The following is a 24708-nucleotide window of genomic DNA, read 5'->3' as shown; positions in this document are numbered from 1 at the left end:
GACAGATAAGTCGATGGGGCTGGAGAATGATCGAGGCAGTCGGCCTGACGAAGCGCTACGGCGCGAAGACGGCCGTGCACAACCTTTCCTTCCAGGTGCGTCCCGGTGCCGTCACGGGGTTCCTCGGTCCGAACGGATCGGGCAAGTCCACCACCATGCGCATGATGCTCGGGCTGGACCGGCCCACCTCCGGGCACGTGACGATCGGCGGGCACGCCTTCCGCAGCCTCCCGAACGCCCCGCGCCAGGTGGGGGCCCTGCTCGACGCCAAGGCCGTGCACGGCGGACGCAGCGCCCGTAACCACCTGCTGTCCCTCGCCCAGCTGGCGGGCATCCCGGCGGCCCGGGTGGACGAGGTCCTCGGTGTCGTCGGGCTGCAGGACGTCGCGAAGAAGCGGTCCAACGGCTTCTCCCTCGGTATGGGACAGCGGCTGGGGATCGCGGCCGCGCTGCTCGGCGACCCGCAGGTGCTGCTCTTCGACGAACCGGTCAACGGACTCGACCCCGAGGGCATCCTCTGGGTCCGCAACCTGATGAAGCAGCTGGCCTCCGAGGGCCGTACGGTCTTCGTCTCCAGCCACCTGATGAGCGAGATGGCCCTCACGGCAGACCACCTGATCGTGATCGGCCGCGGGCAACTGCTCTCCGACATGAGCGTCACCGACTTCATCTCGGCGAACTCGGCGGACTTCGCCCGGGTCCGCGTCCCGGCGGACCGGCCGGAACACCGGGAGAAGCTGACCACCTCACTCACGGAGGCGGGCGGCAGGGTGATGCCGGAGCCGGACGGTGCCCTGCGGATCACCGGGCTGGGCCTGTCCCGCATCAGCGACCTGGCCTACGAGTCGGACATCCGGCTGTGGGAACTCTCGCCGCACCGGGCGTCCCTCGAGGAGGCGTACATGCGGATGACGCAGGGCGTCGTGGACTACCGCTCGACGGCGGACGCCAAGGAGGGCCTCCAGCTGCCGCCGCCCGGCTACGGGCAGCCGGGCCACGAGGCCCACGCACAACCCGGCCACGCGCCGCAGGAGGTCCCCCAGCAGGACTGGTACGCCCCGCCGCCCCCGGGACAGAACAAGCACGCCGCCGCACCGGCACCCGCCCCCACCCCCGCGGCCACCGCGGACCGGACCGAGCGCAGGACCAGCGAGGACTCCCGATGACGATGCCGGCCACTCCACCGCAGGCGGACCAGGCTCCCCAGGAGCCGCAGCGGGACCCGGAGGCTCCTCCCGGCCTGTACTCCTCACCGATCCCCGTGCGCACTCCCGGCCTCGGTGACGCGATCGCCTCCGAGTGGACGAAGATCCGCTCCGTGCGCTCCACGATGTGGACGCTCGGCGTGATGATCGTCCTGCTGCTCGGCATCGGTCTGCTCACCGCGTTCGTCGTGAGCCTCTCGGAGGCTCCCCTGGACGACACCCCGGTGCTCAGCCTGGGCTTCTTCGGCGTACTGCTCGGATCGATCTGCGTGATCACCCTGGGCGTGCTGACCATCGCGTCCGAGTACAGCACCGGGATGATCCGCACGACGCTGACCGCGTGCCCGAGCCGGTCGCGGATACTGATCGCGAAGGCGGTCGTCTTCTTCCTGCTCGCCTTCACGATCACCACGGTGACCACCGGCGTCGTGGGCGTCCTGCAGACGGCCATGCTGGACGGGGCGACCCCCGGCACCGGCTTCTGGGTGCGCTCCACGGTGGGGGTGGGCTTCTACGTCGCGACGCTCGGGCTGCTCTCGCTCGCGGTCGGCGCGATCGTCCGGCACTCGGCGGGCGCCATCACGATCATGATCGCGGTGGTACTGCTCCCGCTGGTTCTGGCGATCTTCATGTTCTCGCCGACGCTGGCGGGTGTGCAGCAGGCCCTCTTCGAGTACTCGATCCCCAACCAGATCGGCTCGCTGTACGAGGCGTCGGTGACCACGTCGGGGCCGACCGGCTGGGAGCCGCTGTGGATCATCGTCGGCGTGACCGCGGTGGCCATGGCAGGCGCCTTCGCGTCGCTGGACCGGCGGGACGTGTGACTCAGTAGCGCGGAGCGTTCCTGGACCGCTGCACCCGTGTGGTGCGGCGGTCCTTCGCGTTCCAGCAGGCCTTGTGCCAGTGCCTGCGGTCGTCGATCCCGCCGAACTCGGGCCAGGCGACGAGGTGCGGGACCCCGGAGGGGATCTCCTGGTCGCAGCCGGGGCAGCGGTAGCGCTTGCCCGCCGCGCTCGCGCCGCTCACCGGGCGCACCGACCACTCCTCGCCCTGCCAGCTCTCCGTGGCACCGCCCCCGCCGTACCGCTCCCCCGCGCCTCCTGGGCTGCCGGTGGGACTCTCGCCGCCTCGAGGGCGGTTGCGGCGCGGGGACACGGGACACCTCACGGGGTGGCGGTTGGGGCAGATTGTTCCGTCCAGCCTAGAGGCATCGGCCGCAGGCCCGTGTCAGGAGTGACGCGTGAGCAGCGACGGGCGGGTGGGTTACCGGAAAATCGCAACAACTTCGCCGTGGACCGTGCCTTTGGCACGTGTCAGACGTTGTTGCCAGTGAGGGGGGACAGCCGCGTCGGCCGCAAGGAGGCAGAAGGCGATGCGCGTAGGAACGTTCGTACTGGCAGCCCAGTTCCCGGGACAGGGGCAGGGCGAGGCCCTGCACCGGGCCGTCAGGTCCGCCGAGGTCGCGGAGGAGTCGGGGCTCGACTCCGTCTGGCTCGCGGAGCACCACTTCGTGCCGTACGGGGTGTGCCCGTCCGCCACGACACTGGCCGCCCTGCTGCTCGGCCGCACCCGCCGGATCCGCGTGGGGACGGCGGTGAGCGTGCTGCCGAACCTGCACCCCGTCGCGCTCGGCGAGCAGGCCGCGCTGCTGCATCTGACCAGCGGAGGCCGCTTCTCCCTCGGGGTGGGGCGTGGCGGTCCGTGGGTCGACCTGGAGGTCTTCGGAGGCGGGCTCGGGGCGTACGAGAGGGGTTTCCCCGAGGCTCTGGAGCTGCTGCTCGCATGGCTGGAAAAGCCCCGGGTGGCGGGGAGCGGCCGGCATTACGACTTCCGCGAGGTGGCCGTCGTTCCGCGCGCCGACGAGCTGCTCGGGGACGGCCCGCCGGGTCCCGAGGTGATCGTCGCCTGCACGTCTGCGAAAAGCGTGAAACTCGCCGCTGAAAAGGGTTTGCCCATGCTCCTCGGGATGCATTGCGGCGACGAGGAGAAGGCCGACATGGTCGCTCTGTGGCGATCGGCCGCCCGGGAGGCCGGCCAGCCGGCGGAGGTCGTGGAGCGAGTAGCACATGTGTCCGCAGGGGTGGCCCAGATCGCCGACAGTCCCGCGGACGCCCTGGAGACGCTCGTGAAGGCGATGCCGGGCTGGCTGCGGCAGGGGCTCGACGCCCATGTGACGGTCGACGGCCGGCACCGGGTCATGCGGGACCCCGTCGCGTACACGGAGTTCCTCTGCGGCCTGCATCCGGTGGGGCCGCCCCGTTTCGCCGCGGACCGGCTGGCGGCCACGGCGGAGCGCACGGGCATCACCCGCTACGCCCTCATGGTGGAGGGATCGGGCGATCTCGCGGCGACGGAGACGAACGTGGAGCGGCTGGGCACGGAAGTGCTGCCGTTGCTGAAGTGATCCGTTCACGCAGGTGGTCCTGATGGTGCGGTGGTGCGGTGGTACGGGAGCTGCCGCCCCGGAGCCAGTTGCACCTCCCGCGGCCCGAAGCGGCAGCAGAAGCGTTCAGCAGTCCCGGAGTTCGGGCGACTGGTTGAGCAACTGGCCTCGCACCGAGGTGAATCGGGCCAGCCGCTCGTCGACCGATGCGTCCAGCGGGAACACCGCGAGGCGGTGGCAGTTCTGGAATGCCAGGCGCACCCCGAAGTGCCGCTGCAGCGCGCCGCGTATCGCATCACTCGCGAGCGCACGCAGCAGCTGACCACGTGCCTGCTCGTCCGGCGGGGGCGTCTGGTTGTCGGCGAACTGCCCGCCGTCGACCTTCAGCTGGGCCACCAGGGAGCTGATCATCTCCCATGCGTAGGGCAGGGAGGTCCGGACGCAGTCGACGAAGTCGGCTTCGTCGACCTCGCCTCGCTCGGCCTGTTCCAACAGCGCCGGTGAGACGTCGAGCGACATGAGTTCTCCTCTCGCGGCCCCGGACAGGTGGCCGGGGCCTTACGGGCAGGGCTGGGCGGCGACGCTGCGTACACAGACGGCGACCTCCTGCTTACACGGTAAGGGTGCAGTCCGGGCCGCACCAGGAGATTGGGAACACAACCGGCCACCAACGAACGGTCGCAAAGAGGGGCAAGCCAGATCGGCGTCCCTCGGGGTACGTGAGTGACGGGTGCGCGAATCGCGTGCACCCGTGGTCGTCGAGTAGCGTTGCCGACCATGCGTCTCGTCATCGCCCGTTGCTCCGTGGACTACGCGGGCCGGCTCACTGCCCACCTGCCCTCCGCCCCCCGTCTGATCCTCGTGAAGGCGGACGGCAGCGTGTCGATCCACGCCGACGACCGGGCGTACAAACCTCTCAACTGGATGTCCCCGCCGTGCACCCTCAAGGAGGGCGCCGACGAAACCGAGGGCGTCTGGACCGTGGTCAACAAAGCGGGCGAGAAACTGATCATCACGATGGAGCAGATCCTCCACGACTCGTCCCATGAGCTGGGTGTCGACCCGGGGCTGATCAAGGACGGCGTGGAGGCGCATCTCCAGGAGCTGCTCGCCGACCGGATCGAGACGATCGGCGAGGGCTACACCCTGATCCGCCGCGAGTATCCGACCGCGATCGGCCCGGTCGACATCCTGTGCCGGGACGCGGACGGCGCCACGGTGGCCGTGGAGCTGAAGCGGCGGGGCGACATCGACGGCGTCGAGCAGCTGACCCGCTACCTGGAGCTGCTCAACCGCGATCCGCACCTGGCCCCGGTGCGGGGCGTGTTCGCCGCGCAGGAGATCAAGCCGCAGGCCCGCGTGCTGGCGACGGACCGCGGGATCGGGTGCCTGGTCCTCGACTACGACGCGATGCGCGGCATCGAGGACGACAAACTGCGACTGTTCTGACCCACGGGGCTGTCGCCCCGGTGACGCCGTGCGGGCCCGGACTCCGGGCCCGCACGGCGTTCTCCGTTCTCAGGCGGTCGTCGGAGTACCGGATCCGTCCTGCGTCGTCGACGCGGTGACGGTCTCGGCCGGCCCGCTCGCGGAGTCGGACGTGGACGGGTCCGTGGTCGTCTCCGACTCCGACGGAGTGGGCGACGGGGGCTCGGGGTCGGTCGGGGACTCGCTGGGGGTCTCGGACTCGCTGGGCGACGTGGTCGGCGTCTTCGTCGGCTTCTTCGTGGGCGACGGACTGCCCTGCGTCGGGGAGTCACTGGGGCTGTCGCTCGACGAGTCGCCCGTTCCCGGGCTCGTGCCGGGGCCGGTGGTGTCCGGGGACGGGGTCGCGCTGGTGGACGGGGTGGCGGCGCCGGACGGGCCGGGGGACGAGGAACCGCCGCCGGCCGTGCCTTCGCCCGTGACGGAGTCGTCGGCCGGTTCGTCCGCGGAGACGCCGCTCTCTCCGTCGTCCTCGTTCGCCGACTGCTCGGTCGTGACGCTCTGCCCCTCCTGGTCCTCGCTCCCCGAGGTGGCACCGAGCGTCACCACGGTGCCGAGCACCGCCGCCAGCAGCGCGCCCGCGCCCACCGCGACGAGATTGCGCCGTGCGCCGAGGAGCACTCCCGCACGCCCGGAGGGTGCGCCGGGGCGGGGCGGGTCCTGACGGGTGATCAGGGTCCCGGACGTATCGGTCACCCGGGGGAAGAGCGGCTTGGCCGCCGGGGCGCCGCCTGAGGGGGAGGCCGACTCGTCGTGACGCGCGTCCGGCACCTCCTCGCCCGCGGAGATGCTGTGCACCGGTTCGCCCGAGCGGTCCGCGACGAGGGCGAGCGCGCGGCGCCCGGCCACCGCACCGGGTTTGTCGGCGAGCGCCCCACGCATGCCGATGGACGCCTCCAGTTCGGCCCTGGCACGGTCCAGCAGCCCGGTGCAGAGCGCGAGGACGCCCAACTCATGGTGGAAGTACGCCTCTTCCGCCACCTCACCGGCGATCCGCGCGGCCTCCTGGCCCGCCCTGAGGGCCTTCTCCCAGGCGCCCCACTGCATCCCGGCAGCGAAGGCCGGGGCGGCGCTGCGGGCCAGCAGGACGGCGACACTGGCCTGTCCCGGCGCCTCTGCGGGGACGAGCCGGGCGATCGAGGCGAGGATGGCGTCCGCCTCGGCGACCGCGCGTTCCGGGGTGACGGACGGGTGCGCCGCCCACCAGGCGAAGTGCTGGGCGGCGCTGCGGGCGTAGTCCTCCGCGCTCTCGCCGTAGCCGCTCGCCTCCAGCTGCGCCAGGACCCCGGCGGCCAGCCGGTAGCGCGGTCCGGCCGGGGAGAGAAGACCGCTGACCGCCAGCTCGCCCAGTGCGGCGTCGGCGTGGGTGTCCCCCACCAGAGCGGGCAGATGGGCCTGGTGCGGCACCTCACCGCCGAGCGCGACGGCGAAGCGCAGGGTCTCCCGGGCGGCCTCGCTCAGCCGGGAGGCGAGCAGGGCGGCCGGTGCCGCACCCTCACCGAGGCTGGGCAGCGGGGGGTGGGCCGGTTCGGCCCGGCCGAAGGGTGCGTCGGCCGGGTCGTCGTCGTAGCCGTCGGACGCGTCCTGGTCGGTGCGCAGGCCGTCGCGGCGTCGCAGGAGGGCTCCGGCCTGGACGAAGCGCAGCGGAAGTCCCTCGGACTCGAACCAGAGGTCTCCCGCCCAGTTCGCCTCCTCGTCGGTGAGCGCGCGCTCCACGACGTGCTCCATGAGCTCGATCGAGGCGCTGCGTCCGAGTCCGGAGAGGACGACCTCTTCGAGGTTCACGTCGGCCGGCGGTACTGCGGCGTCGGGGGCCGTGGCGAAGAGGAACGCGCACTCCGGGGTCGCGTCGAGCAGCTCCTGGAGCGCGGCGCCGCCGAACTCCAGGTCGTCGACGACGACGACGGCACCGATGCCGTGGACGAGCGCGACGAGCCCTTCGCGGTCGGGGCGGTACAGCGGGGCGCTGTACACGGCCTCGAACAGCCCGTGGAGCAGGTCACCGGCGGTCCGCCTGTGCCCGGAGAGCCGTACGACCCCGTCGGGCGCCAGGTCCGCGCAGTCGGCGGCGACGGCGTCCAGGAGCGCCGTGCGGCCGGAACCCGGCGCACCGGTGAGGCAGACGGAGCGGCCGCGGGCGAGCAGCCGCACCAACCGCTCGCGCTCGTCACGGCGTTCGAGGAGAGGCGTCTGAGGCGAGGGCGGGCCCGGCGGGACGGGCGGCGCGGCGGCACGCTCGCGGTCCACACGCTGTGCGGCGGCGCGCCGTACGGGCGCGTCGGGCCGCTCCCCCGGGCGGCAGGGCTCGATCTCGCTGCCGTCGACCGGATTGACCGTGAGCAGGAAGTCGCCCGATACCAGCTGCACCGTGCGCGACTGCTGGGGCGTCTGGTGCCCGAAGTCGGGGGTCAGCGGGTCACGGGACGGACGTCGCGGCGCGCCGTCGCCACCGGAACGGTCGTCGCCGTACTCTTCCGGTCCCCGGTTGGTCGGGTTCATCGTCTCAGTCCCCCAGACGCGCAGCGCGCGGTTGCCCCCTCCGGCCTCGCACGCCCCGCTGTCGCTCCCGGTCCGGTGTCCGCCAGGGGGGTTCTCGTCGATCGGCAGACGGCCGAACCCTAAACCTTCGCACAGTATCTACGATCCAGCGGGGGGCCGCGCCGTCCCTGACATCACGTTCTCGTGAGGATTGTGCGTGTATCACCCGTACCCGCACCTCCCACCGTCGAACATCCCGGTCCTTCCGGGCGGGAGGCCCGGGGGATTCGTGGACACGCTCAGACGCGCGGCAGTGATTCCGCGGCGAGGCCGCCCTCGATCGCGAGGATCCTGTGGAGCCTCGTCGCCACCAGCAGGCGCTGCATCTGCGGCGGCACGCCGCGCAGCACCAGCCGCCGGCCGGCCCGGCCGGCTCTGCGGTGCGCGCCCATGATGACGCCGAGTCCGGTGGCGTCCCACGAGTCGAGCTCGGTCAGGTTCAGCACGAGATCGCCCGCCCCGTCGTCGACGGCCGAATGCAGGACCGTACGGGCGTCCGCCGCGCTTCGGACATCGAGGCGGCCCCCGACGGCCAGCTCGGCGTGGTCGCCCCTGATATGCATATGCGCTCCCCGGAAGTACTCCGCAGCAAGGTCTCTGTCTGAATTTTCTCTTTCTGCCTCTGCCACCACTGACTGCGGTGGCGACAGAGAAGTTGCCGTCTGTAAGCGAACCGATACCGAATTCACCCCGAGGGGTGAAACGGGTCCGGCGTCACCCGCTGGATCCGTGTGCCGGACGGCGCCGGATCCGGGTCTCCCGGGCCTGATTGACGGCACATCAGACAGCCGGGGACCCGGTCGTGATCAGTAGGTGTAGAAGCCCTGCCCGCTCTTGCGCCCGATGTCACCTGCATCGACCATCCGGCGCATCAGCTCCGGAGCGGCGAACTTCTCGTCCTGGGACTCGGTGTAGATGTTGCCCGTGGCGTGCAGGAGGATGTCCACGCCGGTCATGTCGGCCGTGGCGAGGGGCCCCATCGCGTGGCCGAAGCCCAGCTTGCATGCGGTGTCGATGTCCTCGGCCGAGGCGACGCCCGACTCGTACAGCTTGGCCGCCTCGACGACCAGCGCCGAGATCAGCCGGGTGGTGACGAAGCCCGCGACGTCGCGGTTGACGACGATGCAGGTCTTGCCCACGGACTCGGCGAACTCCCTTGCGGTGGCCAGGGTCTCGTCGCTCGTCTTGTGGCCGCGCACCAGCTCGCAGAGCTGCATCATCGGGACCGGCGAGAAGAAGTGGACGCCGACGACCCGCTCCGGGTGCTCCGTCACGGCCGCGATCTTGGTGATCGGGATGGCGGAGGTGTTGGAGGCGAGGACGGCGTCCTCCCGTACGACCTTGTCGAGGGTACGGAAGATCTCGTGCTTGACCTCGAGCTTCTCGAAGACGGCCTCGACGACGACGTCCGCGTCGGCCACGGCGTCGAGGTCGGTGGTCGTGGTGATCCGCGCGAGCGCGGCCTCCGCGTCGGCTGCCTCCAGCTTGCCCTTGGCGACGAACTTGCCGTAACTGGCCTCGATGCCGCCGCGCCCGCGGGCCAGGGCCTCGTCGGTGACATCCCGCAGCACGACGTCCCAGCCCGCCTGGGCGGAGACCTGCGCGATACCGGACCCCATGAGTCCGGCGCCGATGACGGCAAGCTTCCTGGCCACGATTCGCACCCCTATGCATCTCGGTTGTTCACATGCTCTCCGGCGGAGGTTAGTACCCGTGAGGGGCCGTGAGGCCGCGAAGAGATGCGCGTCACGTCTCACATGACGGACATCACACCGGTCGCCGTCACGCGGCGGCGCGCCGCGCGTAGTTGAGGACCTTCTCGCCGAGGAGGTCCTCCATGTCGTCGAGCAGGACGAGCGCGTCGCGCGAGACCTCGGCCGGGGCGCGGCCCGCGACCATCTCCCGGCCGATGTACGCCATGAGGGTGCTGTGAACCCAGGAGAGCTGACCGGCCACCAGGTCCGGCACGGGGTCACCGGGGCCGGCCCCGGACTCCTCCCGCACGGTCGCCTCCAGGTTGAGCTGCACCTCCTGCCCGATGTGCCAGAGACGGGCCTTGAGTCCGTCGGCCCCCTCGATGACCCGCATGAAGCGCGCGTACCCGTCCATGAGGCCGACAGCGGGTGAGACACCCTCCACCTGGATCCGGAGTTCGCGCAGGACGGCGTCAGCGGCGGACTCCCCCGCGTCGCGGCCACGGACGTAGCGCGAGAGCCGGTCGATCACACCCTTGCTGCGGTCCAGGAAGAGGTCCTCCTTGGCCGGAAAGTAGTTGTACACGGTGTTCACCGAGACGTCGGCGGCCCGGGCGATCTCGGCGATGGTCACCGCGTCGAAGCCCCGCTCCACGAAGAGTCCGGTGGCCACGTCGGAGAGGTGCTGCCTCGTCCGGCGCTTCTTCCGCTCCCGCAGTCCCTCGGTCATGGGCCCATCCTACGGACCTCGTGGGGTCCCTGAATTTTTGGAGACATTGCAATTTTTAAGTCGCTCTGTTTTTGTAGTCGCTATGCCAATCATCAGCACGTCCGGGCTCGCCCGGACCTTCACGACGAAGACGGGACCGGTGCACGCCGTGCGCTCGGTCGACCTGACCGTCGCTCCCGCCGAGATCGTCGGCCTGCTCGGCCCCAACGGCGCGGGCAAGACCACCACACTGCGGATGCTCACCACGCTGCTCGCCCCCACCGGCGGCGCGGCGACCGTCGCCGGGCACGACCTGATCTCCGATCCGGCGGGGGTGCGCGAGAAGTGCGGTTACGTCGCCCAGTCCGGTGGGGTGGACCCGCACGTCACCGTGCGGGAGGAACTGGTCACCCAAGGGCGGCTCTACCGGCTGAGCAGGGCCGACGCCATCGCGCGCACGGCCGAACTGGCCGCGCGCCTCGGCCTCGGCGACCTGCTGGACCGCAGGACGTCCGCGCTGTCCGGCGGCCAGCGCCGCCGCCTCGACATCGCGATGGGTCTCACCCACCGCCCGCCCCTGCTCTTCCTCGACGAGCCGACCACCGGGCTCGACCCGGGCAGCCGGGAGGGCCTGTGGGACCTGGTCCGGGGGCTGCGGGACGAATTCGGCACGACGGTCGTGCTCACCACCCACTACCTCGACGAGGCGGACGCCCTCGCGGACCGGCTGGTCGTCATCGACAAGGGCCTGGTCGTCGCCGAGGGCGCTCCCGCCGCGCTCAAGACGGAGCACGCCGGCTCACCCGACGCCTCGCTCCACGACACCTTCCTCGCGATCACCGGCCGCAGCCCGGCCGCCGCCGATGCCTCCCCCGTCGCCGTATAGGACCCCCATGCTTCTCCACGACACCTCACTGATCTTCGGCCGGTACGTCCGGCAGACCCTGCGGTCCCGGTTCCAGATCTTCTTCGGGATCCTGATGCCGCTGCTCTACCTGCTCTTCTTCGGCCCGCTCCTCACGGGCCTCCCACTCGGCTCCACCGGTGACTCCTGGCAGGTCCTGGTGCCCGGACTGCTGCTGCAACTGGGCCTTTTCGGCGCCTCGTTCGCCGGGTTCGCGATCATCATCGAGAAGTCGACGGGGGTCGTGGAGCGCATGCGCGCGACCCCCGTCAGCCGCCTCGCGCTCCTGCTGGGGCGGGTCCTGCGGGACGCCCTGCTGTTCATGTTCCAGGCCGTGCTGCTGGTGCTCGCCGCGCTGGCCATGGGGCTGCGCGCGCCGCTGCCCGGGGTACTCATCGGCTTCGCGTTCGTGGGCCTGCTGGCGGTCTCACTGGCTTCGCTGTCGTACGCCCTGGCCATGAGGGTGCGCACACCGCAGGAGTTCGGACCGGTGATCAACTCGCTCACCATGCCGGCCATGCTGCTCTCCGGCCTGATGCTGCCGATGACGCTCGGCCCGGCATGGCTGGACGTCCTGTCGCACTTCACGCCGTTCCGCTACCTCGTGGACGCGGTGCGGGACGCGTACGTCGGCTCGTACGCGACGGCGCACATGCTGTACGGGGTACTGGTGGCCCTCGGTTTCGCCCTTCTGGCTGTGACGGTCGGCACGCGCGTGTTCCGCCGGGCCGGGGCGTAACTACGCTGGCCCCATGGTCAATCTGACGCGCATCTACACCCGCACCGGCGACAAGGGCACCACCGCCCTCGGCGACATGAGCCGGACCGCCAAGACCGATCTGCGGATCTCCGCCTACGCCGACGCCAACGAGGCCAACGCCGTGATCGGTACGGCCGTCGCTCTCGGGAACCTCTCCGAGGACGTCGTGAAGGTCCTCGTCCGTGTGCAGAACGACCTCTTCGACGTGGGCGCGGACCTGTCCACGCCGGTGGTCGAGGACCCGGAGTACCCGCCGCTGCGGGTGGAGCAGTCCTACGTCGACAAGCTGGAGGCGGACTGCGACACCTTCCTGGAGGAGCTGGAGAAGCTCCGCAGCTTCATCCTTCCGGGCGGTACTCCGGGGGCGGCGCTGCTGCACCAGGCCTGCACGGTCGTCCGCCGTGCGGAGCGGTCCACCTGGGCGGCGCTGGAGGTGCACGGGGAGGTGATGAACGCGCTGACGGCGACGTATCTGAACCGCCTCTCCGACCTCCTGTTCATCCTCGCCAGGACGGCGAACAAGGAGGTCGGCGACGTGCTGTGGGTGCCGGGCGGCGAACGCTGATCAGCGGCCCGCCCCGGCCCGGTCCCTGGGCTCCTGCTTGGGGAAGAGCGTGTAGCCGCCGGCGATGACCAGGTTGATCCCGATCACCCAGAGCATCTTCTGCTGCCACATCTGCAGCGAGCCGGTGTCGCCGTCCCCGCCGACGTACCAGACCGCGGCCTGGAGCAGGGCGATGGCCGTCACCGCGGCCACGATCCAGCGCGCGGCGGTGCGCCACTCGTGGGCGGCCCGGGCCATCCCGTACTTCGGCGGCCTCACCGGCGGCGGGCCGCCCGCGAAGCGGTGGGCGACCCTGGCGTCGACCCACTTGATGGTGGAGTGGCCGAGTCCCACCGTGAAGCCGATGTAGACGGCGGCCAGGCCGTGCCTCACGCCCGGCTCGGCGCCGTTCTTCAGGTCGATGGCCGTCACCACCAGCAGGACGACCTCCAGCAGGGGCTCGCACAGCAGCACGGCCGCACCCAGCCGGGGCTTCCTGGCGACGTAGCGCAGCGCGAGTCCGGCGGCCAGCAGGATCCAGAAGCCGACCTCGCAGAGCACGATCAGTGTGACGATCACGGTCCTTCTCCTTCCGGTCCCCTCCAGGCTCCCCTCCGTCCGGGGCCGGGTCGTCGTCGGCAGTGACGAGACGTGACTGCATCCTTCGATGTAGCCGGGGCTCACCCCGAGTACTGACGTGCCGGCGCACGCCGACGTGTTGGATGGGAGGGTGTTCTCCCCTGTGCGCCCGCATCGCGACGACGTCCTGCTCTCGGTCAGCGGGCTGTCCGGCGGTGTGGTCCTGTGGCTGATCGGCATCCACATCCAGAACGGCCGGCTCTTCGACTCCCCCTGGGTGTCCCTGCTGCCGCTCGTGCTGATGTCGGCCCTCGAACTGCTGCGGCGCAGCTCTCCTCGGACCGCTCTGGTTGTCGGCACGCTCGCCCTGGTGGCGGATCAGTTCACCGTGGGCAGTCTGGCCACCCTGCTGATGTTCACCGACCTCGTGTACGCGGCCGTGCTGTACGGCCCGCCCGCCGCGTCGCGCCGTATCCCGGTCATCACGCTGCTGGTCACGGTCGCCACGACGGTCGGCTTCATCGCCTGGGTCCCGTCCGCGGACGCCGTACTCCTCGGGATCGTCGTCGGCATGGTCTCCTTCGGGCCGGCCCTCACCGGGGCCGCCGTGCGCAACCACCGGGACGCCGCCGAGGCCGCCCGGCTGCGCGCCGATCAGACCGCACTGCTGGCCGAGACGGACCGGGCCCAGGCGGTGACCGCCGAGCGGTCCCGGATGGCCCGCGAGCTGCACGACATGGTCGCCAACCACCTCTCCGCGATCGCCATCCACTCCACCGCCGCGCTCTCCATCGACGAACCGGTCACCTCCCGCAACGCCCTCGGGGTGATCCGGCAGAACAGCGTCGACGGGCTGGCCGAGATGCGCCGGCTGATCGGCCTGCTGCGGGAGAGCGGAGCGGACGGACCTCCTGGCGCGGCACCGACGCTGGCCTCCCTGGACGCTCTCGTCGGACAGGCCGGCGCGAACTCCGCGTCCAGCGGGCTCACCGTCACCCTGGAGGACGGCCGCGAGGAGTCCGTGCCGCTGCCGGCGCCGGTGGAGCTGGCGGCGTACCGCATCGTCCAGGAGTCGCTGACCAACGCGCTGAAGCATGCGGCGCCCGGCCCGGTGACGGTTCGGCTGGAGCGGTCGCGGGGGGTGCTCACGGTGGAGGTGAGCAGTGTGTTCGGCGACCGGCCTGGCCCTCGGGCGCCCGGTTCGGGGGCCGGACTCGTGGGGATGCGGGAACGGGTGGCGCTGCTGGGCGGGATGATCGGCGCGGGGCCGGAGCCCGGGGCCGAAGGCGGGAAGATCTGGCTGGTGCGGGCCGAACTGCCCGTCGAGGAAGGGACATGGCGGGGATGACCATCCGGGTACTGGTCGCGGAGGACCAGTCGGCCGTACGCGCGGGGCTGGTGCTGATTCTGGGGAGCGCCCCGGACATCGAGGTGGTGGGCGAGGCCGCGGACGGTGAGGCCGCCGTGCGTCTGGCCCGTGAACTGCGCCCGGATCTGGTGCTGATGGACGTACAGATGCCCCGGCTCGACGGGGTGTCCGCGACGCGGCAGGTCGTGGGGGAACGGCTGGCGGACGTGCTGGTGCTGACCACCTTCGACCTGGACGAGTACGTCTTCGGCGCCCTGCGCGCGGGTGCCTCGGGCTTCCTCCTGAAGAACACCGACGCGAAGGACCTGCTCGACGCCGTCCGCACGGTGGCGCGCGGCGAGGGTTCGATCGCCCCGGCCGTGACGCGACGGCTGATCCAGGAGTTCGCCGGGGCCACCTCCGCCCGCAGGGCGGCCGGGCCGGCTCCGGACGCGCTCGACGCGCTGACGCGCCGGGAGCGGGAGGTGCTGGGCTGCCTCGGCGAGGGGCTGTCGAACGCGGAGATCGCCGGGCGCCTCTCGATGGCCGAGGCGACGGTGAAGACGCACGTCAGCAGGCTGCTCGGGAAGCTGGAACTGCGCAACCGGGTCCAAGCGGCGGTGCTTGCCCAGGAGTTGGGCATCTGATCACCGGCGGGGAACTTTGGTCTGGACCTCTTGACGATTGGTCCAGACCTTCCTAATCTCACCGGACACGCTGCGGTGAGTACGCCATGACAAGGCGAGCTCAGGGCGACGCAGGGTTCGCAGGTTACGGATCATCCCCGTTTGCCGGACCTCACCCGAGGAGCACCGTTGAGCACTGACAACCCCGTACGCCTCACCCGACTCAGATGGAGACGCGGCGCAGGCACAGCCACCAGGTCCAAGGCGGTCGCGGGCCTCACCGCACTGCTGCTTCCCCTGGCCGCGATGGTCGGCCTGGCCTCCCCCGCCGAGGCCGCCACCTCGGCCACGGCCACCTACGTCAAGAAGTCCGACTGGGGTACCGGCTTCGAGGGCCAGTGGACGGTGAAGAACACCGGCACCACGGCACTCTCCTCCTGGACGATCGAGTGGGACTTCCCCTCCGGCACCGCGGTCGGCTCCGCCTGGGACGCTTCCGTCACCAGCTCCGGAACCCACTGGACCGCCAAGAACCTCGGCTGGAACGGTACGGTCGCCCCCGGCGCCAGCATCAGTTTCGGCTTCAACGGCACCGGCTCCGGCTCCCCCGCCGGCTGCAAGCTGAACGGCGCCTCCTGTGACGGTGGCAGCGTCCCGGGCGACAACCCGCCGTCCAAGCCCGGAACCCCGACCGCGAGCGGCGTGACGGACACCTCGGCGAAGATCAGCTGGTCCGCCGCCACGGACGACAAGGGCGTCAAGAACTACGACGTCCTGCGCGACGGCGCCAAGGTCGCGACGGTCACCACCACGACGTACACCGACACGGGCCTCACCAAGGGCACCGACTACTCGTACACCGTGCGGGCCCGGGACACAGCCGACCAGACCGGTCCGGTCAGCGCCTCGGTGGCGGTCCGCACCACCGGCACCACCGACCCGGGCCCCGGGCCCGGTGGCAAGGTCAACCTCGGATACTTCACCGAGTGGGGCGTCTACGGACGCAACTACCACGTCAAGAACCTGGTGACGTCGGGTTCCGCCGCGAAGATCACGCACATCAACTACGCGTTCGGCAACGTCCAGGGCGGCAAGTGCACCATCGGTGACGCCTACGCCGACTACGACAAGGCCTACACCGCGGACCAGTCGGTCGACGGTGTCGCCGACACCTGGGACCAGCCGCTGCGCGGCAACTTCAACCAGCTGCGCAAGCTCAAGGCGAAGTACCCGAACATCAAGGTCATCTGGTCGTTCGGCGGCTGGACCTGGTCCGGCGGCTTCGGTGCCGCGGCGCGGAACCCCGCCGCGTTCGCCCAGTCCTGCTACGACCTGGTCGAGGACCCCCGCTGGGCCGACGTCTTCGACGGCATCGACATCGACTGGGAGTACCCGAACGCCTGCGGTCTCACCTGTGACACCAGCGGTCCCGCAGCGCTGAAGAACCTCTCCTCGGCGCTGCGCACCAAGTTCGGGACGAACAACCTGGTCACGGCCGCGATCACCGCGGACGGCACCGACGGCGGCAAGATCGACGCCGCGGACTACGCGGGCGCCTCGACGTACTTCGACTGGTACAACGTGATGACGTACGACTTCTTCGGTGCCTGGGACGCCAAGGGCCCGACGGCTCCGCACTCCCCGCTGACCTCGTACAGCGGCGTGCCGAAGGAGGGCTTCAACTCCGCCGCGGCCATCGCCAAGCTGAAGGCCAAGGGCGTCCCGGCGAAGAAGCTGCTGCTCGGCATCGGCTTCTACGGGCGCGGCTGGACCGGCGTCACCCAGGCGGCACCGGGCGGCACCGCGACCGGGGCGGCCCAGGGAACGTACGAGGCGGGCATCGAGGACTACAAGGTCCTCAAGAACAGCTGCCCCGCCACCGGCACGGTCGCCGGCACCGCGTACGCCCACTGCGGCACCAACTGGTGGAGCTACGACACCCCGGCGACGATCAAGTCCAAGATGGCCTGGGCGAACGGCCAGGGGCTGGGCGGTGCGTTCTTCTGGGAGTTCAGCGGAGACACCGCGAACGGTGAGCTCGTGAGCGCGATGGACAGCGGCCTCAACTAACGCCACGAGGCAGTCACACCCCCGCAAAAGCGCCGGGGAGACAGGTCCGCCCCCTGTCTCCCCGGTTTTCGCATGCTCTGCGGGCCTTTCTCAGGCCACGTTGACCCTCTGGCCGGGCGGCGCCGCCTCCAGCCAGGCGAGGAAACCGGTCAGGGCGTCCTCGCTCATCGCCAGCTCCAGGCGCGTCCCCCGGTGGAGACAGCCGAGCACGACGGAATCGGACAGGAGCGCCAGCTCCTCCTCGCCCTCGGGCAGCCGGCGGGCGACGACCTCGATGGCGGAGCGCTCCAGACCGCGACGGGGACGGGGCGAGTAGGAGAAGACCCGGAACCAGTCGACGCGGTCACCGCTGTAGCGGGCGACCCCGTACACCCAGCCCTTGCCGGAAGGATCGGGCTGCTCGGACACGTCCCAGCGCAGGCTGCAGTCGAAGGTTCCGCCGGAACGCTGGATCAGCCGCCTGCGGAGGCCGAAGACGAACAGACCCACCGCGACCAGTACGACGACCAGACCGCCCACCCACAAAGCGAGGACCATCTCCACCGACCTCCTCGCATCGTCGAGTAACGGATACCGAACCGAGCCGAACCGGACTGCACCTGCATCGCCTCAGCCGCGACACGGTCTGGATCTCTCCAGCTCGGGCCGCGGCTGAGTCAAAAACTCCTCGTGGGGACGCTCAGTGCGCCGCCACCGCACGCAGTCGCACGTCCGCGCGGCGCTCCGCACCGGCGTCCGTGTCGGACTTCGCACGCTCCAGCGCGCGCTCGGCACGCTGGACGTCGATCTCGTCAGCAAGCTCGGCGATCTCAGCGAGCAGCGAGAGCTTGTTGTCCGCGAACGAGATGAAACCGCCGTGCACAGCGGCGACAACCGTCCCGCCGTCGCTCGTACGGATCGTCACGGGGCCCGATTCCAGCACACCCAGGAGCGGCTGGTGACCGGGCATGACGCCGATGTCGCCGGACGTGGTACGTGCGACAACGAGGGTGGCCTCGCCGGACCAGACACTGCGGTCCGCGGCGACCAGCTCGACATGCAGCTCAGCAGCCAAGGGTGGCTCCTCGGGTCACCACCCGGCGGTCGTGCCGGGTGTCGGTTCGATTCTACGGGGCGTGGTGAGGGGGGCGGGACACACCCACCCCCCTCGGTGAGCCGGAGGCTCAGGAGACGCCGAGCTCCTTGGCGTTGGCCTTGAGGTCCTCGATGCCACCGCACATGAAGAACGCCTGCTCGGGGAAGTGGTCGTACTCCCCGTCACAGATCGCGTTGAACGCGGCGATCGACTCGTCGAGCGGGACGTCCGAACCGTCCAGGCCGGTGAACTGCTTGGCGGCGTGGGTGTTCTGCGACAGGAAGCGCTCGACGCGACGGGCACGGTGGACAACGAGCTTGTCCTCCTCGCCCAGCTCGTCGATACCGAGGATCGCGATGATGTCCTGGAGGTCCTTGTACTTCTGCAGGATCCCCTTGACACGGCTGGCCGTGTCGTAGTGGTCCTGCGCGATGTAGCGCGGGTCCAGGATGCGGGACGTGGAGTCCAGCGGGTCCACGGCCGGGTAGATGCCCTTCTCGGAGATCGGACGGGAGAGAACCGTCGTCGCGTCGAGGTGGGCGAACGTGGTGGCCGGGGCCGGGTCGGTCAGGTCGTCCGCGGGGACGTAGATCGCCTGCATCGAGGTGATCGAGTGACCACGCGTCGAGGTGATGCGCTCCTGGAGCACACCCATCTCGTCGGCCAGGGTCGGCTGGTAACCCACTGCGGACGGCATACGGCCGAGCAGCGTGGAGACCTCGGAACCGGCCTGCGTGAAGCGGAAGATGTTGTCGATGAAGAGCAGCACGTCCTGCTTCTGCACATCGCGGAAGTACTCCGCCATGGTCAGGGCGGACAGCGCGACCCGCAGACGGGTGCCCGGCGGCTCGTCCATCTGGCCGAAGACCAGCGCGGTCTTCTCCAGGACGCCCGAGTCGGTCATCTCGTCGATGAGGTCGTTGCCCTCACGGGTGCGCTCGCCGACACCGGCGAACACCGACACACCGTCGTGCAGCTTCGCCACACGCATGATCATTTCCTGGATGAGGACCGTCTTGCCGACGCCCGCACCACCGAACAGACCGATCTTGCCGCCCTTGACGTACGGGGTCAGCAGGTCGACGACCTTCAGGCCGGTCTCGAACATCTCGGTCTTGGACTCGAGCTGGTCGAAGGCCGGGGCCTTGCGGTGGATCGGCCAGCGCTCGGTGATCTGCGCCTCGGCCTCCGGCTCGTTCAGGATCTGGCCGAGGGTGTTGAACACCTTGCCCTTGGTGATGTCACCGACCGGGACGGTGATACCCGTGCCCGTGTTGGTCACCGGGGCCTGGCGGACCACACCGTCGGTGGGCTGCATCGAGATCGCGCGGACCATGCCGTCACCCAGGTGCTGGGCGACCTCGAGGGTCAGCGTCTTACGAGCGCCGGCCTCGGCCGGGTCGTCGACCTCGATGTGCAGGGCGTTGTAGATCTCCGGCATCGCGTCGACGGGGAACTCCACGTCGACGACCGGGCCGATGACCCGGGCGACGCGGCCCGTGGCAGCGGCCGTCTCAACTGTCGTCGTCATTACTTGTCACTCCCCGCGGACGCGTCGGCCAGCGCACCTGCACCGCCGACGATCTCGCTGATTTCCTGGGTGATTTCGGCCTGGCGGGCCGCGTTGGCAAGCCGGGAGAGGCTCTTGATCAGGTCCCCGGCGTTGTCGGTCGCCGACTTCATCGCACGGCGGCGGGCGGCGTGCTCGGAAGCGGCGGCCTGCAGCAGTGCGTTGTAGATACGGCTCTCGACGTAGCGCGGCAGAAGAGCGTCGAGGACGTCCTCCGCCGACGGCTCGAAGTCGAACAGCGGAAGGATCTCGCCCTTCTCGGTGCTCTCCTCCGTGACCTCGTCGAGCGACAGCGGCAGCATCCGGCCGTCGACCGCGTTCTGCGTCATCATCGACACGAACTCCGTGAAGACGATGTGCAGTTCGTCGACGCCGCCCTCGGCCGTGTCCTTCTGGATGGACGCGATGAGGGGCTCGGCGATCTTCTTGGCGTCCGAGTACTCGGGGCTGTCGGTGAAGCCGGTCCACGACTCCGCGACCTTGCGCTCGCGGAAGCCGTAGTAAGCGACACCCTTACGGCCGACGATGTACGTGTCGACCTCCTTGCCCTCGGCTGCCAGCCGCTCCCTCAGCCGCTCCGCCGCCTTGATGGCGTTGGAGGAGTAGCCGCCGGCCAGACCGCGGTCGCTCGTGAGGAGCAGGACCGCGGCCCGGGCCGGGGACTCGGCCTCGGTGGTGAGCGGATGGTTGGTGTTCGAGCCGGTCGCCACCGCGGTCACCGCACGGGTGAGCTCGGTCGCGTACGGCATCGACGCCGCCACCTTGCGCTGCGCCTTGACGATGCGCGAGGCGGCGATCATCTCCATCGCCTTGGTGATCTTCTTGGTCGCGGTGACGGCTTGGATGCGGCGCTTGTAAACGCGAAGCTGAGCGCCCATCGATCAGCCCTCGCCCAGGAGCTTGCCGTCCGAGGTCTCGAACTGCTGCTTGAAGGCGGCGATCGCGTCGGCGATCGACTGCAGCGTGTCGTCGGACATCTTCGCGCCCTCGGCGATGCTGGTCAGGAGGTCCTTGCGCTCACGGCGCAGGTACTCCAGCAGCTCGGTCTCGAAGCGGCGGATGTCCTCGACCGGGACGTCGTCCATCTTGCCGGTGGTGCCGGCCCAGACGGAGACGACCTGCTCCTCGACCGGGAACGGGGCGTACTGCGGCTGCTTCAGCAGCTCGACCATGCGCTTACCGCGCTCCAGCGAAGCCTTGGAGGCCGCGTCCAGGTCGGAACCGAAGGCGGCGAACGCCTCCAGCTCGCGGTACTGGGCGAGGTCCACACGGAGGCGGCCGGACACCTGGCGCATGGCCTTGTGCTGGGCGGAACCACCGACTCTGGAGACCGAGATACCGACGTTGAGTGCCGGACGCTGACCCGCGTTGAACAGGTCGGACTCCAGGAAGCACTGGCCGTCGGTGATGGAGATGACGTTGGTCGGGATGAACGCCGACACGTCGTTCGCCTTGGTCTCGACGATCGGGAGACCCGTCATCGAACCCGCGCCCATCTCGTCGGAGAGCTTGGCGCAGCGCTCCAGCAGACGCGAGTGCAGGTAGAAGACGTCGCCCGGGTAGGCCTCGCGGCCCGGCGGACGGCGCAGCAGAAGCGACACGGCGCGGTAGGCGTCGGCCTGCTTCGAGAGGTCGTCGAAGATGATGAGGACGTGCTTGCCGTCGTACATCCAGTGCTGGCCGATGGCCGAACCGGTGTACGGCGCCAGGTACTTGAAGCCGGCCGGGTCGGACGCCGGGGCGGCGACGATGGTCGTGTACTCGAGCGCGCCGGCCTCTTCGAGGGCACCGCGCACGGAGGCGATGGTGGAGCCCTTCTGACCGATGGCGACGTAGATGCAGCGCACCTGCTTGTTCACGTCGCCCGAGCGCCAGTTGTCGCGCTGGTTGATGATCGTGTCGACGGCCAGAGCGGTCTTACCCGTCTGACGGTCGCCGATGATCAGCTGACGCTGGCCGCGGCCGATCGGCACCATGGCGTCGACGGCCTTGTAGCCGGTCTGCATCGGCTCGTGCACCGACTTGCGGACCATGACGCCAGGGGCCTGCAGCTCGAGGGCGCGACGGCCTTCGGTCGCGATCTCGCCGAGACCGTCGATCGGGTTGCCGAGCGGGTCGACGACGCGGCCGAGGTAACCCTCGCCGACGCCGACGGAGAGCACCTCACCGGTGCGCTGCACCGGCTGGCCCTCCTCGATTCCGCTGAACTCGCCGAGGACGATCGCACCGATCTCGCGCTCCTCGAGGTTGAGGGCGAGACCGAGGGTTCCGTCCTCGAACTTCAGCAGCTCGTTCGCCATGGCGGAGGGCAGACCCTCCACCTTCGCGATGCCGTCGCCGGCAACGCTGACCGTTCCGACCTCCTCGCGCGAGGCCGCGTCCGGCTGGTACGACTGGACAAAGTTATCCAGTGCGTCCCGGATCTCCTCCGGCCGGATCGTAAGCTCCGCCATCTGGGGTTCCCTGCTCTCCTTGTTGGGCCCGAAGTTTCTTAAGGGGGTCTGGGGGCGACCCCCAGGAATCTTCTGCAATTTCTGCACGGCCCAACCGGGCCGCAATTCTTGCTCGTTCAGTTGGTGCGGTGTGGGCGCTGCGCGCTGTCAGCCGGCCATCCTGCGGGTGACCTCTTCGAGGCGCTCCGCGATCGTGCCGTTGATGACCTCGTCACCGACGCGCACCGAGATTCCGCCGAGGACCTCGGGGTCCACGTCCAGGTTCAGGTGCATCTGACGGCCGTAGATCTTCGCCAGTGCGGCGCCGAGGCGCTGCTTCTGGTGGTCGGACAGCGGCACCGCCGAGGTGACGACGGCGACCATGCGGTCCCGGCGCTCCGCGGCGAGCCTGGACAGGGAGTCGAGTCCCGCCTCCAGGCTACGTCCTCGGGGCTGCGTCACGAGGCGCGTGATCACGCGCTCGGTGACCGGCTGGGCCTTGCCGCCGAGCAGGCCGCGGAGCAGCCCGCCCTTGGCGGTGGCCGGAGCCGCCTTGTCGGTGAGGGCCGAGCGCAGTGCCACGTCGGAGCCGACGATCCGGCCGAACCGGAACAGCTCGTCCTCGACGTCGTCGAGCACACCCGCGCGCTGGGCCGCGGTGAGGTCTGCGGTGTTCGCCAGCTCCTCCACCGAGTCGACCAGGTCACGCGATTGCGACCAGCGGGACCGGACCATGCCGGAGACCAGGTCCACGGCTTCGCCGCCCACCTGTCCCCTCAGCAGTCGTCCGGCCAGCTCGGCCTTGGCCTCGCCGCCCTGCGACGGATCGGTGAGGACCCGGCGCAGCGACACCTCGCGGTGGAGCAGCGCGGTGACGGCTGCCAGCTCCTCGGCGAGCTTCGCCGCGTCGACCGACGTGGAGTCGGTCAGCGCGTCGAGACGCTCGCGTGCGGAGGCCAGCGCCTCGCGGCTCGCTCCGTTCATCGGACGGCCTCGGCCTTCGCCTCGAGCTCGTCGAGGAACCGGTCGACGGTGCCGCTCTGCCGTGCGTGGTCCTCGAGGGACTCACCGACGAGCTTGCCGGCCAGGGCGGTGGCGAGACTGCCCACGTCCTGACGCAGCGCGGACGCCGCGGCCTTGCGGTCGGCCTCGATCTGGGTGTGGCCGGCCGCGATGATCTCCTCGCGCTGCCGCTGACCTTCCGCCCTCATCTCCTGGATGATGACGGCACCCTGCTCCTGCGCCTCCTGGCGCAGACGGGCGGCCTCGTGGCGGGCCTCGGCGAGCTGAGCCTTGTACTGCTCAAGAACGCTCTGGGCCTCGGTCTGGGCCGCGTCGGCCTTCTCGATACCGCCTTCGATGGCCTCGCGGCGCTCTTCCAGAACCTTCTCGATGTTCGGGAGGAGCTTCTTGGCGAGGAAACCGAAGACGATGGCGAAGGCGATGAGGCCGATGACGATCTCAGGTACCGCCGGGAGCAGCGGGTTCTGAAGCTCTCCCTCGGACGCCAGCTGTAGGGCGTTCACATCAATGCCTTTCGTCGCTTCGGGCGGTCGGAATGCCGCGATTAGTCGACCGGGTAGACGAAGGGCATGACGAGACCGATCAGGGCGAGTGCCTCACAAAGCACGAAGCCGAGGATCTGGTTCGAGCGGATCAGGCCGGCAGCCTCGGGCTGGCGGGCCAGCGCCTGGGTGCCGTTACCGAAGATGATGCCGACGCCGACGCCGGGGCCGATCGCGGCGAGGCCGTAGCCGATGGAACCGAGGTTGCCCGTGATGTTGACGGCGGCGAGGGTCTCAAGAGCGGACATGCCGTTTCTTCCTTCTCTTTCAGAACCGGTGGGGGTTGGCCACCGGACGACTATCGGGGGGTGGTGCTCGGGCGCTCAGTGCTCCTTGGCGAGAGCACCCTGAATGTAGTTGCAGGCCAGAAGGACGAAGACGTAGGCCTGCAGCGCCTGGATGAACAGCTCGAAGGCAGTCATCAGGATGGCCATCAGGAACGAGACACCCGCGTAGGCGATGCCGATGCCGTTCAGCAGGTACCAGCTGGCGATCGTGAAGATCAGCAGCAGCACGTGACCGGCGAACATGTTGGCGAAGAGTCGCACAGCGTGGGTGAACGGCCGGATCAGCAGGTTCGACATGATCTCGATGAGCATGACGAAGGGAAGAGCCGGGCCGATCGACGGGTCGTAGCCGGAGATGTTCTTCCAGCCGCCGACGAAGCCGTGCCGCTTGAAGGTCAGGCTGACCCAGAGGACATACACGATCGCGGCCAGCGCCACCGGGAATCCGATGACCGAGACCACCGGGAACTGGGCGAGCGGAATGATCGCCCAGAGGTTCATGATCCAGATGAAGAAGAACAGCGAGACCATGAGGGGCACGTACTTCTTGCCCTCGCGCTTGCCGAGCGTCTCGTAGACCACGCCGGTGCGGATGAAGTCGTATCCCGCCTCGGCGACCATCTGGAGCTTTCCGGGCACCAGCTTCGGCTTGTTGAAAGCGGCCCAGAAGAAGCCGACGACGACGACGGTGCTCAGGACCGCCAGCAGCATCGGCTTGTTGATCTCGATGCCGCCGACGGTGGCCATCGGCTCGAAGAGAAAGGAGTGCAGGCCAGGAGCCGGGAAGCCGCATCCGTCGAAGATGTGGCAGTCGGTCTCGAAGGCGAGCACCGTCGTCGGGTCAGCACTCACCGCGGGCTCCTTCAGCGTGGCGCATAGGTACGGCAACCTCGTTGTGTCGGCGCGGCAAGGAGCCGCTGGTCGGCACTGGACT

Annotated in this window: 26 protein-coding genes; 10 read left to right on the top strand and 16 right to left on the bottom strand. The window is 69.8% G+C overall.

Going from position 1 to position 24708, the window contains the following annotated elements:
- The first annotated feature begins 26 nt into the window (after nucleotides 1-26).
- Nucleotides 27-1166: an ABC transporter ATP-binding protein gene (locus ABZ441_RS00880; protein ID WP_358966366.1), complete on the top strand. Its 1140-nt coding sequence runs from the start codon at nucleotides 27-29 to the stop codon at nucleotides 1164-1166.
- Nucleotides 1163-2029 carry an ABC transporter permease subunit gene (locus ABZ441_RS00875; RefSeq protein ID WP_358966363.1) on the top strand — a complete coding sequence of 289 codons (867 nt, stop codon included), beginning with the start codon at nucleotides 1163-1165 and terminating at the stop codon, nucleotides 2027-2029. Before ABZ441_RS00880 ends, ABZ441_RS00875 begins: the two co-directional genes overlap by 4 nt.
- A 1-nt stretch (nucleotide 2030) precedes the next feature.
- On the opposite strand, the gene ABZ441_RS00870 is transcribed toward ABZ441_RS00875, so the two are convergent.
- Nucleotides 2031-2360, bottom strand: a complete 330-nt coding sequence (locus ABZ441_RS00870) for an ATP/GTP-binding protein (protein WP_205022378.1) — start codon at nucleotides 2358-2360, stop codon at nucleotides 2031-2033.
- Between the two features lie 217 nt (nucleotides 2361-2577).
- Between ABZ441_RS00870 and ABZ441_RS00865 the strand changes: the two genes are divergently transcribed.
- Entirely contained in the window at nucleotides 2578-3609 is a 1032-nt protein-coding gene (locus ABZ441_RS00865; protein ID WP_358966358.1) for an LLM class flavin-dependent oxidoreductase, read from the top strand.
- 105 nt (nucleotides 3610-3714) lie between these two features.
- On the opposite strand, the gene ABZ441_RS00860 is transcribed toward ABZ441_RS00865, so the two are convergent.
- Complete coding sequence (locus ABZ441_RS00860) at nucleotides 3715-4107, bottom strand: SCO5389 family protein (RefSeq protein ID WP_205022376.1); 393 nt, start codon at nucleotides 4105-4107, stop codon at nucleotides 3715-3717.
- A gap of 258 nt (nucleotides 4108-4365) precedes the next feature.
- Between ABZ441_RS00860 and nucS the strand changes: the two genes are divergently transcribed.
- Entirely contained in the window at nucleotides 4366-5037 is a 672-nt protein-coding gene (gene nucS / locus ABZ441_RS00855) for an endonuclease NucS (protein WP_205022375.1), read from the top strand.
- A 69-nt stretch (nucleotides 5038-5106) separates the two neighbouring features.
- Here nucS and ABZ441_RS00850 read toward each other — a convergent pair whose 3' ends face one another.
- The 4 genes from ABZ441_RS00850 to ABZ441_RS00835 form a co-directional block, all read right to left on the bottom strand.
- The gene (locus ABZ441_RS00850; RefSeq protein ID WP_358966354.1) at nucleotides 5107-7572 is read right to left on the bottom strand and encodes an ATP-binding protein; all 2466 of its coding nucleotides are present in this window, start codon (nucleotides 7570-7572) and stop codon (nucleotides 5107-5109) included.
- A gap of 278 nt (nucleotides 7573-7850) precedes the next feature.
- A complete protein-coding gene (locus ABZ441_RS00845) occupies nucleotides 7851-8174 on the bottom strand; it encodes an STAS domain-containing protein (RefSeq protein ID WP_205022373.1) in 324 nt (107 codons plus the stop codon).
- A gap of 243 nt (nucleotides 8175-8417) precedes the next feature.
- Nucleotides 8418-9266, bottom strand: a complete 849-nt coding sequence (locus tag ABZ441_RS00840; RefSeq protein ID WP_358966351.1) for a 3-hydroxyacyl-CoA dehydrogenase family protein — start codon at nucleotides 9264-9266, stop codon at nucleotides 8418-8420.
- A 127-nt stretch (nucleotides 9267-9393) separates the two neighbouring features.
- On the bottom strand, nucleotides 9394-10035 hold the full coding sequence (locus tag ABZ441_RS00835; RefSeq protein WP_358966348.1) for a helix-turn-helix domain-containing protein: 642 nt from the start codon (nucleotides 10033-10035) through the stop codon (nucleotides 9394-9396).
- Between the two features lie 82 nt (nucleotides 10036-10117).
- Here ABZ441_RS00835 and ABZ441_RS00830 point away from each other — a divergent pair, with 82 nt between their 5' ends.
- From ABZ441_RS00830 to ABZ441_RS00820, 3 genes are read left to right on the top strand one after another with little or no spacing between them, the layout of a single operon-like run.
- On the top strand, nucleotides 10118-10900 hold the full coding sequence (locus ABZ441_RS00830) for an ATP-binding cassette domain-containing protein (protein WP_358966345.1): 783 nt from the start codon (nucleotides 10118-10120) through the stop codon (nucleotides 10898-10900).
- Nucleotides 10901-10907: 7 nt separating this feature from the next.
- Entirely contained in the window at nucleotides 10908-11657 is a 750-nt protein-coding gene (locus ABZ441_RS00825; protein WP_358966342.1) for an ABC transporter permease, read from the top strand.
- A gap of 13 nt (nucleotides 11658-11670) precedes the next feature.
- Nucleotides 11671-12243, top strand: coding sequence for a cob(I)yrinic acid a,c-diamide adenosyltransferase (locus tag ABZ441_RS00820; RefSeq protein WP_358966339.1), 573 nt, complete (start codon nucleotides 11671-11673; stop codon nucleotides 12241-12243).
- Here ABZ441_RS00820 and ABZ441_RS00815 read toward each other — a convergent pair whose 3' ends face one another.
- Entirely contained in the window at nucleotides 12244-12801 is a 558-nt protein-coding gene (locus ABZ441_RS00815; protein WP_358966336.1) for a hypothetical protein, read from the bottom strand.
- Nucleotides 12802-12952: 151 nt separating this feature from the next.
- Between ABZ441_RS00815 and ABZ441_RS00810 the strand changes: the two genes are divergently transcribed.
- The 3 genes from ABZ441_RS00810 (at nucleotide 12953) to ABZ441_RS00800 (ending at nucleotide 16845) form a co-directional block, all read left to right on the top strand.
- Nucleotides 12953-14149 carry a histidine kinase gene (locus ABZ441_RS00810; RefSeq protein ID WP_358966333.1) on the top strand — a complete coding sequence of 399 codons (1197 nt, stop codon included), beginning with the start codon at nucleotides 12953-12955 and terminating at the stop codon, nucleotides 14147-14149.
- Nucleotides 14146-14796, top strand: a complete 651-nt coding sequence (locus ABZ441_RS00805; protein WP_358966759.1) for a response regulator transcription factor — start codon at nucleotides 14146-14148, stop codon at nucleotides 14794-14796. Before ABZ441_RS00810 ends, ABZ441_RS00805 begins: the two co-directional genes overlap by 4 nt.
- Nucleotides 14797-14964: 168 nt before the next feature.
- A complete protein-coding gene (locus ABZ441_RS00800; protein WP_358966330.1) occupies nucleotides 14965-16845 on the top strand; it encodes a glycoside hydrolase family 18 chitinase in 1881 nt (626 codons plus the stop codon).
- 90 nt (nucleotides 16846-16935) lie between these two features.
- On the opposite strand, the gene ABZ441_RS00795 is transcribed toward ABZ441_RS00800, so the two are convergent.
- The 9 genes from ABZ441_RS00795 to atpB form a co-directional block, all read right to left on the bottom strand.
- Nucleotides 16936-17382, bottom strand: a complete 447-nt coding sequence (locus ABZ441_RS00795) for a DUF2550 domain-containing protein (protein WP_358966328.1) — start codon at nucleotides 17380-17382, stop codon at nucleotides 16936-16938.
- Nucleotides 17383-17524: 142 nt separating this feature from the next.
- Complete coding sequence (locus tag ABZ441_RS00790; protein WP_014154046.1) at nucleotides 17525-17899, bottom strand: F0F1 ATP synthase subunit epsilon; 375 nt, start codon at nucleotides 17897-17899, stop codon at nucleotides 17525-17527.
- 109 nt (nucleotides 17900-18008) lie between these two features.
- Nucleotides 18009-19451 carry a F0F1 ATP synthase subunit beta gene (gene atpD, locus ABZ441_RS00785; RefSeq protein WP_356530883.1) on the bottom strand — a complete coding sequence of 481 codons (1443 nt, stop codon included), beginning with the start codon at nucleotides 19449-19451 and terminating at the stop codon, nucleotides 18009-18011.
- The gene (locus ABZ441_RS00780; RefSeq protein WP_031091494.1) at nucleotides 19451-20368 is read right to left on the bottom strand and encodes a F0F1 ATP synthase subunit gamma; all 918 of its coding nucleotides are present in this window, start codon (nucleotides 20366-20368) and stop codon (nucleotides 19451-19453) included. Before ABZ441_RS00780 ends, atpD begins: the two co-directional genes overlap by 1 nt.
- A gap of 3 nt (nucleotides 20369-20371) precedes the next feature.
- Nucleotides 20372-21943 (bottom strand): F0F1 ATP synthase subunit alpha, encoded by a 1572-nt coding sequence (gene atpA / locus ABZ441_RS00775; RefSeq protein WP_358966325.1) that lies wholly within the window; start codon nucleotides 21941-21943, stop codon nucleotides 20372-20374.
- A gap of 147 nt (nucleotides 21944-22090) precedes the next feature.
- Nucleotides 22091-22906 carry a F0F1 ATP synthase subunit delta gene (locus ABZ441_RS00770; protein WP_358966323.1) on the bottom strand — a complete coding sequence of 272 codons (816 nt, stop codon included), beginning with the start codon at nucleotides 22904-22906 and terminating at the stop codon, nucleotides 22091-22093.
- Nucleotides 22903-23448, bottom strand: a complete 546-nt coding sequence (locus ABZ441_RS00765; RefSeq protein WP_358966320.1) for a F0F1 ATP synthase subunit B — start codon at nucleotides 23446-23448, stop codon at nucleotides 22903-22905. Before ABZ441_RS00765 ends, ABZ441_RS00770 begins: the two co-directional genes overlap by 4 nt.
- A gap of 41 nt (nucleotides 23449-23489) precedes the next feature.
- Entirely contained in the window at nucleotides 23490-23735 is a 246-nt protein-coding gene (gene atpE / locus ABZ441_RS00760; protein WP_014048348.1) for an ATP synthase F0 subunit C, read from the bottom strand.
- A gap of 75 nt (nucleotides 23736-23810) precedes the next feature.
- Nucleotides 23811-24626: a F0F1 ATP synthase subunit A gene (atpB, locus tag ABZ441_RS00755; protein ID WP_358966316.1), complete on the bottom strand. Its 816-nt coding sequence runs from the start codon at nucleotides 24624-24626 to the stop codon at nucleotides 23811-23813.
- Between the last annotated feature and the right edge of the window lie 82 nt (nucleotides 24627-24708).

It is taken from the genome of Streptomyces sp. NPDC005752 (genome assembly GCF_040630715.1).
Classification (GTDB): domain Bacteria; phylum Actinomycetota; class Actinomycetes; order Streptomycetales; family Streptomycetaceae; genus Streptomyces.
The sequence above is the reverse complement of the archived record's forward strand: the minus strand, read 5'-3'. Positions and strand labels throughout refer to the sequence as shown.

Bases quoted from the DNA above. Each gene is read 5' to 3' on its own strand.
- ABZ441_RS00880 (WP_358966366.1), top strand. From the start codon at position 27: ATGATCGAGGCAGTCGGCCTGACGAAGCGCTACGGCGCGAAGACGGCC.
- ABZ441_RS00875 (WP_358966363.1), top strand. From the start codon at position 1,163: ATGACGATGCCGGCCACTCCACCGCAGGCGGACCAGGCTCCCCAGGAG.
- ABZ441_RS00865 (WP_358966358.1), top strand. From the start codon at position 2,578: ATGCGCGTAGGAACGTTCGTACTGGCAGCCCAGTTCCCGGGACAGGGG.
- ABZ441_RS00860 (WP_205022376.1), bottom strand. From the start codon at position 4,107: ATGTCGCTCGACGTCTCACCGGCGCTGTTGGAACAGGCCGAGCGAGGC.
- nucS (WP_205022375.1), top strand. From the start codon at position 4,366: ATGCGTCTCGTCATCGCCCGTTGCTCCGTGGACTACGCGGGCCGGCTC.
- ABZ441_RS00850 (WP_358966354.1), bottom strand. From the start codon at position 7,572: ATGAACCCGACCAACCGGGGACCGGAAGAGTACGGCGACGACCGTTCC.
- ABZ441_RS00845 (WP_205022373.1), bottom strand. From the start codon at position 8,174: ATGCATATCAGGGGCGACCACGCCGAGCTGGCCGTCGGGGGCCGCCTC.
- ABZ441_RS00835 (WP_358966348.1), bottom strand. From the start codon at position 10,035: ATGACCGAGGGACTGCGGGAGCGGAAGAAGCGCCGGACGAGGCAGCAC.
- ABZ441_RS00830 (WP_358966345.1), top strand. From the start codon at position 10,118: ATGCCAATCATCAGCACGTCCGGGCTCGCCCGGACCTTCACGACGAAG.
- ABZ441_RS00825 (WP_358966342.1), top strand. From the start codon at position 10,908: ATGCTTCTCCACGACACCTCACTGATCTTCGGCCGGTACGTCCGGCAG.
- ABZ441_RS00820 (WP_358966339.1), top strand. From the start codon at position 11,671: ATGGTCAATCTGACGCGCATCTACACCCGCACCGGCGACAAGGGCACC.
- ABZ441_RS00805 (WP_358966759.1), top strand. From the start codon at position 14,146: ATGACCATCCGGGTACTGGTCGCGGAGGACCAGTCGGCCGTACGCGCG.
- ABZ441_RS00795 (WP_358966328.1), bottom strand. From the start codon at position 17,382: ATGGTCCTCGCTTTGTGGGTGGGCGGTCTGGTCGTCGTACTGGTCGCG.
- atpD (WP_356530883.1), bottom strand. From the start codon at position 19,451: ATGACGACGACAGTTGAGACGGCCGCTGCCACGGGCCGCGTCGCCCGG.
- ABZ441_RS00780 (WP_031091494.1), bottom strand. From the start codon at position 20,368: ATGGGCGCTCAGCTTCGCGTTTACAAGCGCCGCATCCAAGCCGTCACC.
- atpA (WP_358966325.1), bottom strand. From the start codon at position 21,943: ATGGCGGAGCTTACGATCCGGCCGGAGGAGATCCGGGACGCACTGGAT.
- ABZ441_RS00770 (WP_358966323.1), bottom strand. From the start codon at position 22,906: ATGAACGGAGCGAGCCGCGAGGCGCTGGCCTCCGCACGCGAGCGTCTC.
- atpE (WP_014048348.1), bottom strand. From the start codon at position 23,735: ATGTCCGCTCTTGAGACCCTCGCCGCCGTCAACATCACGGGCAACCTC.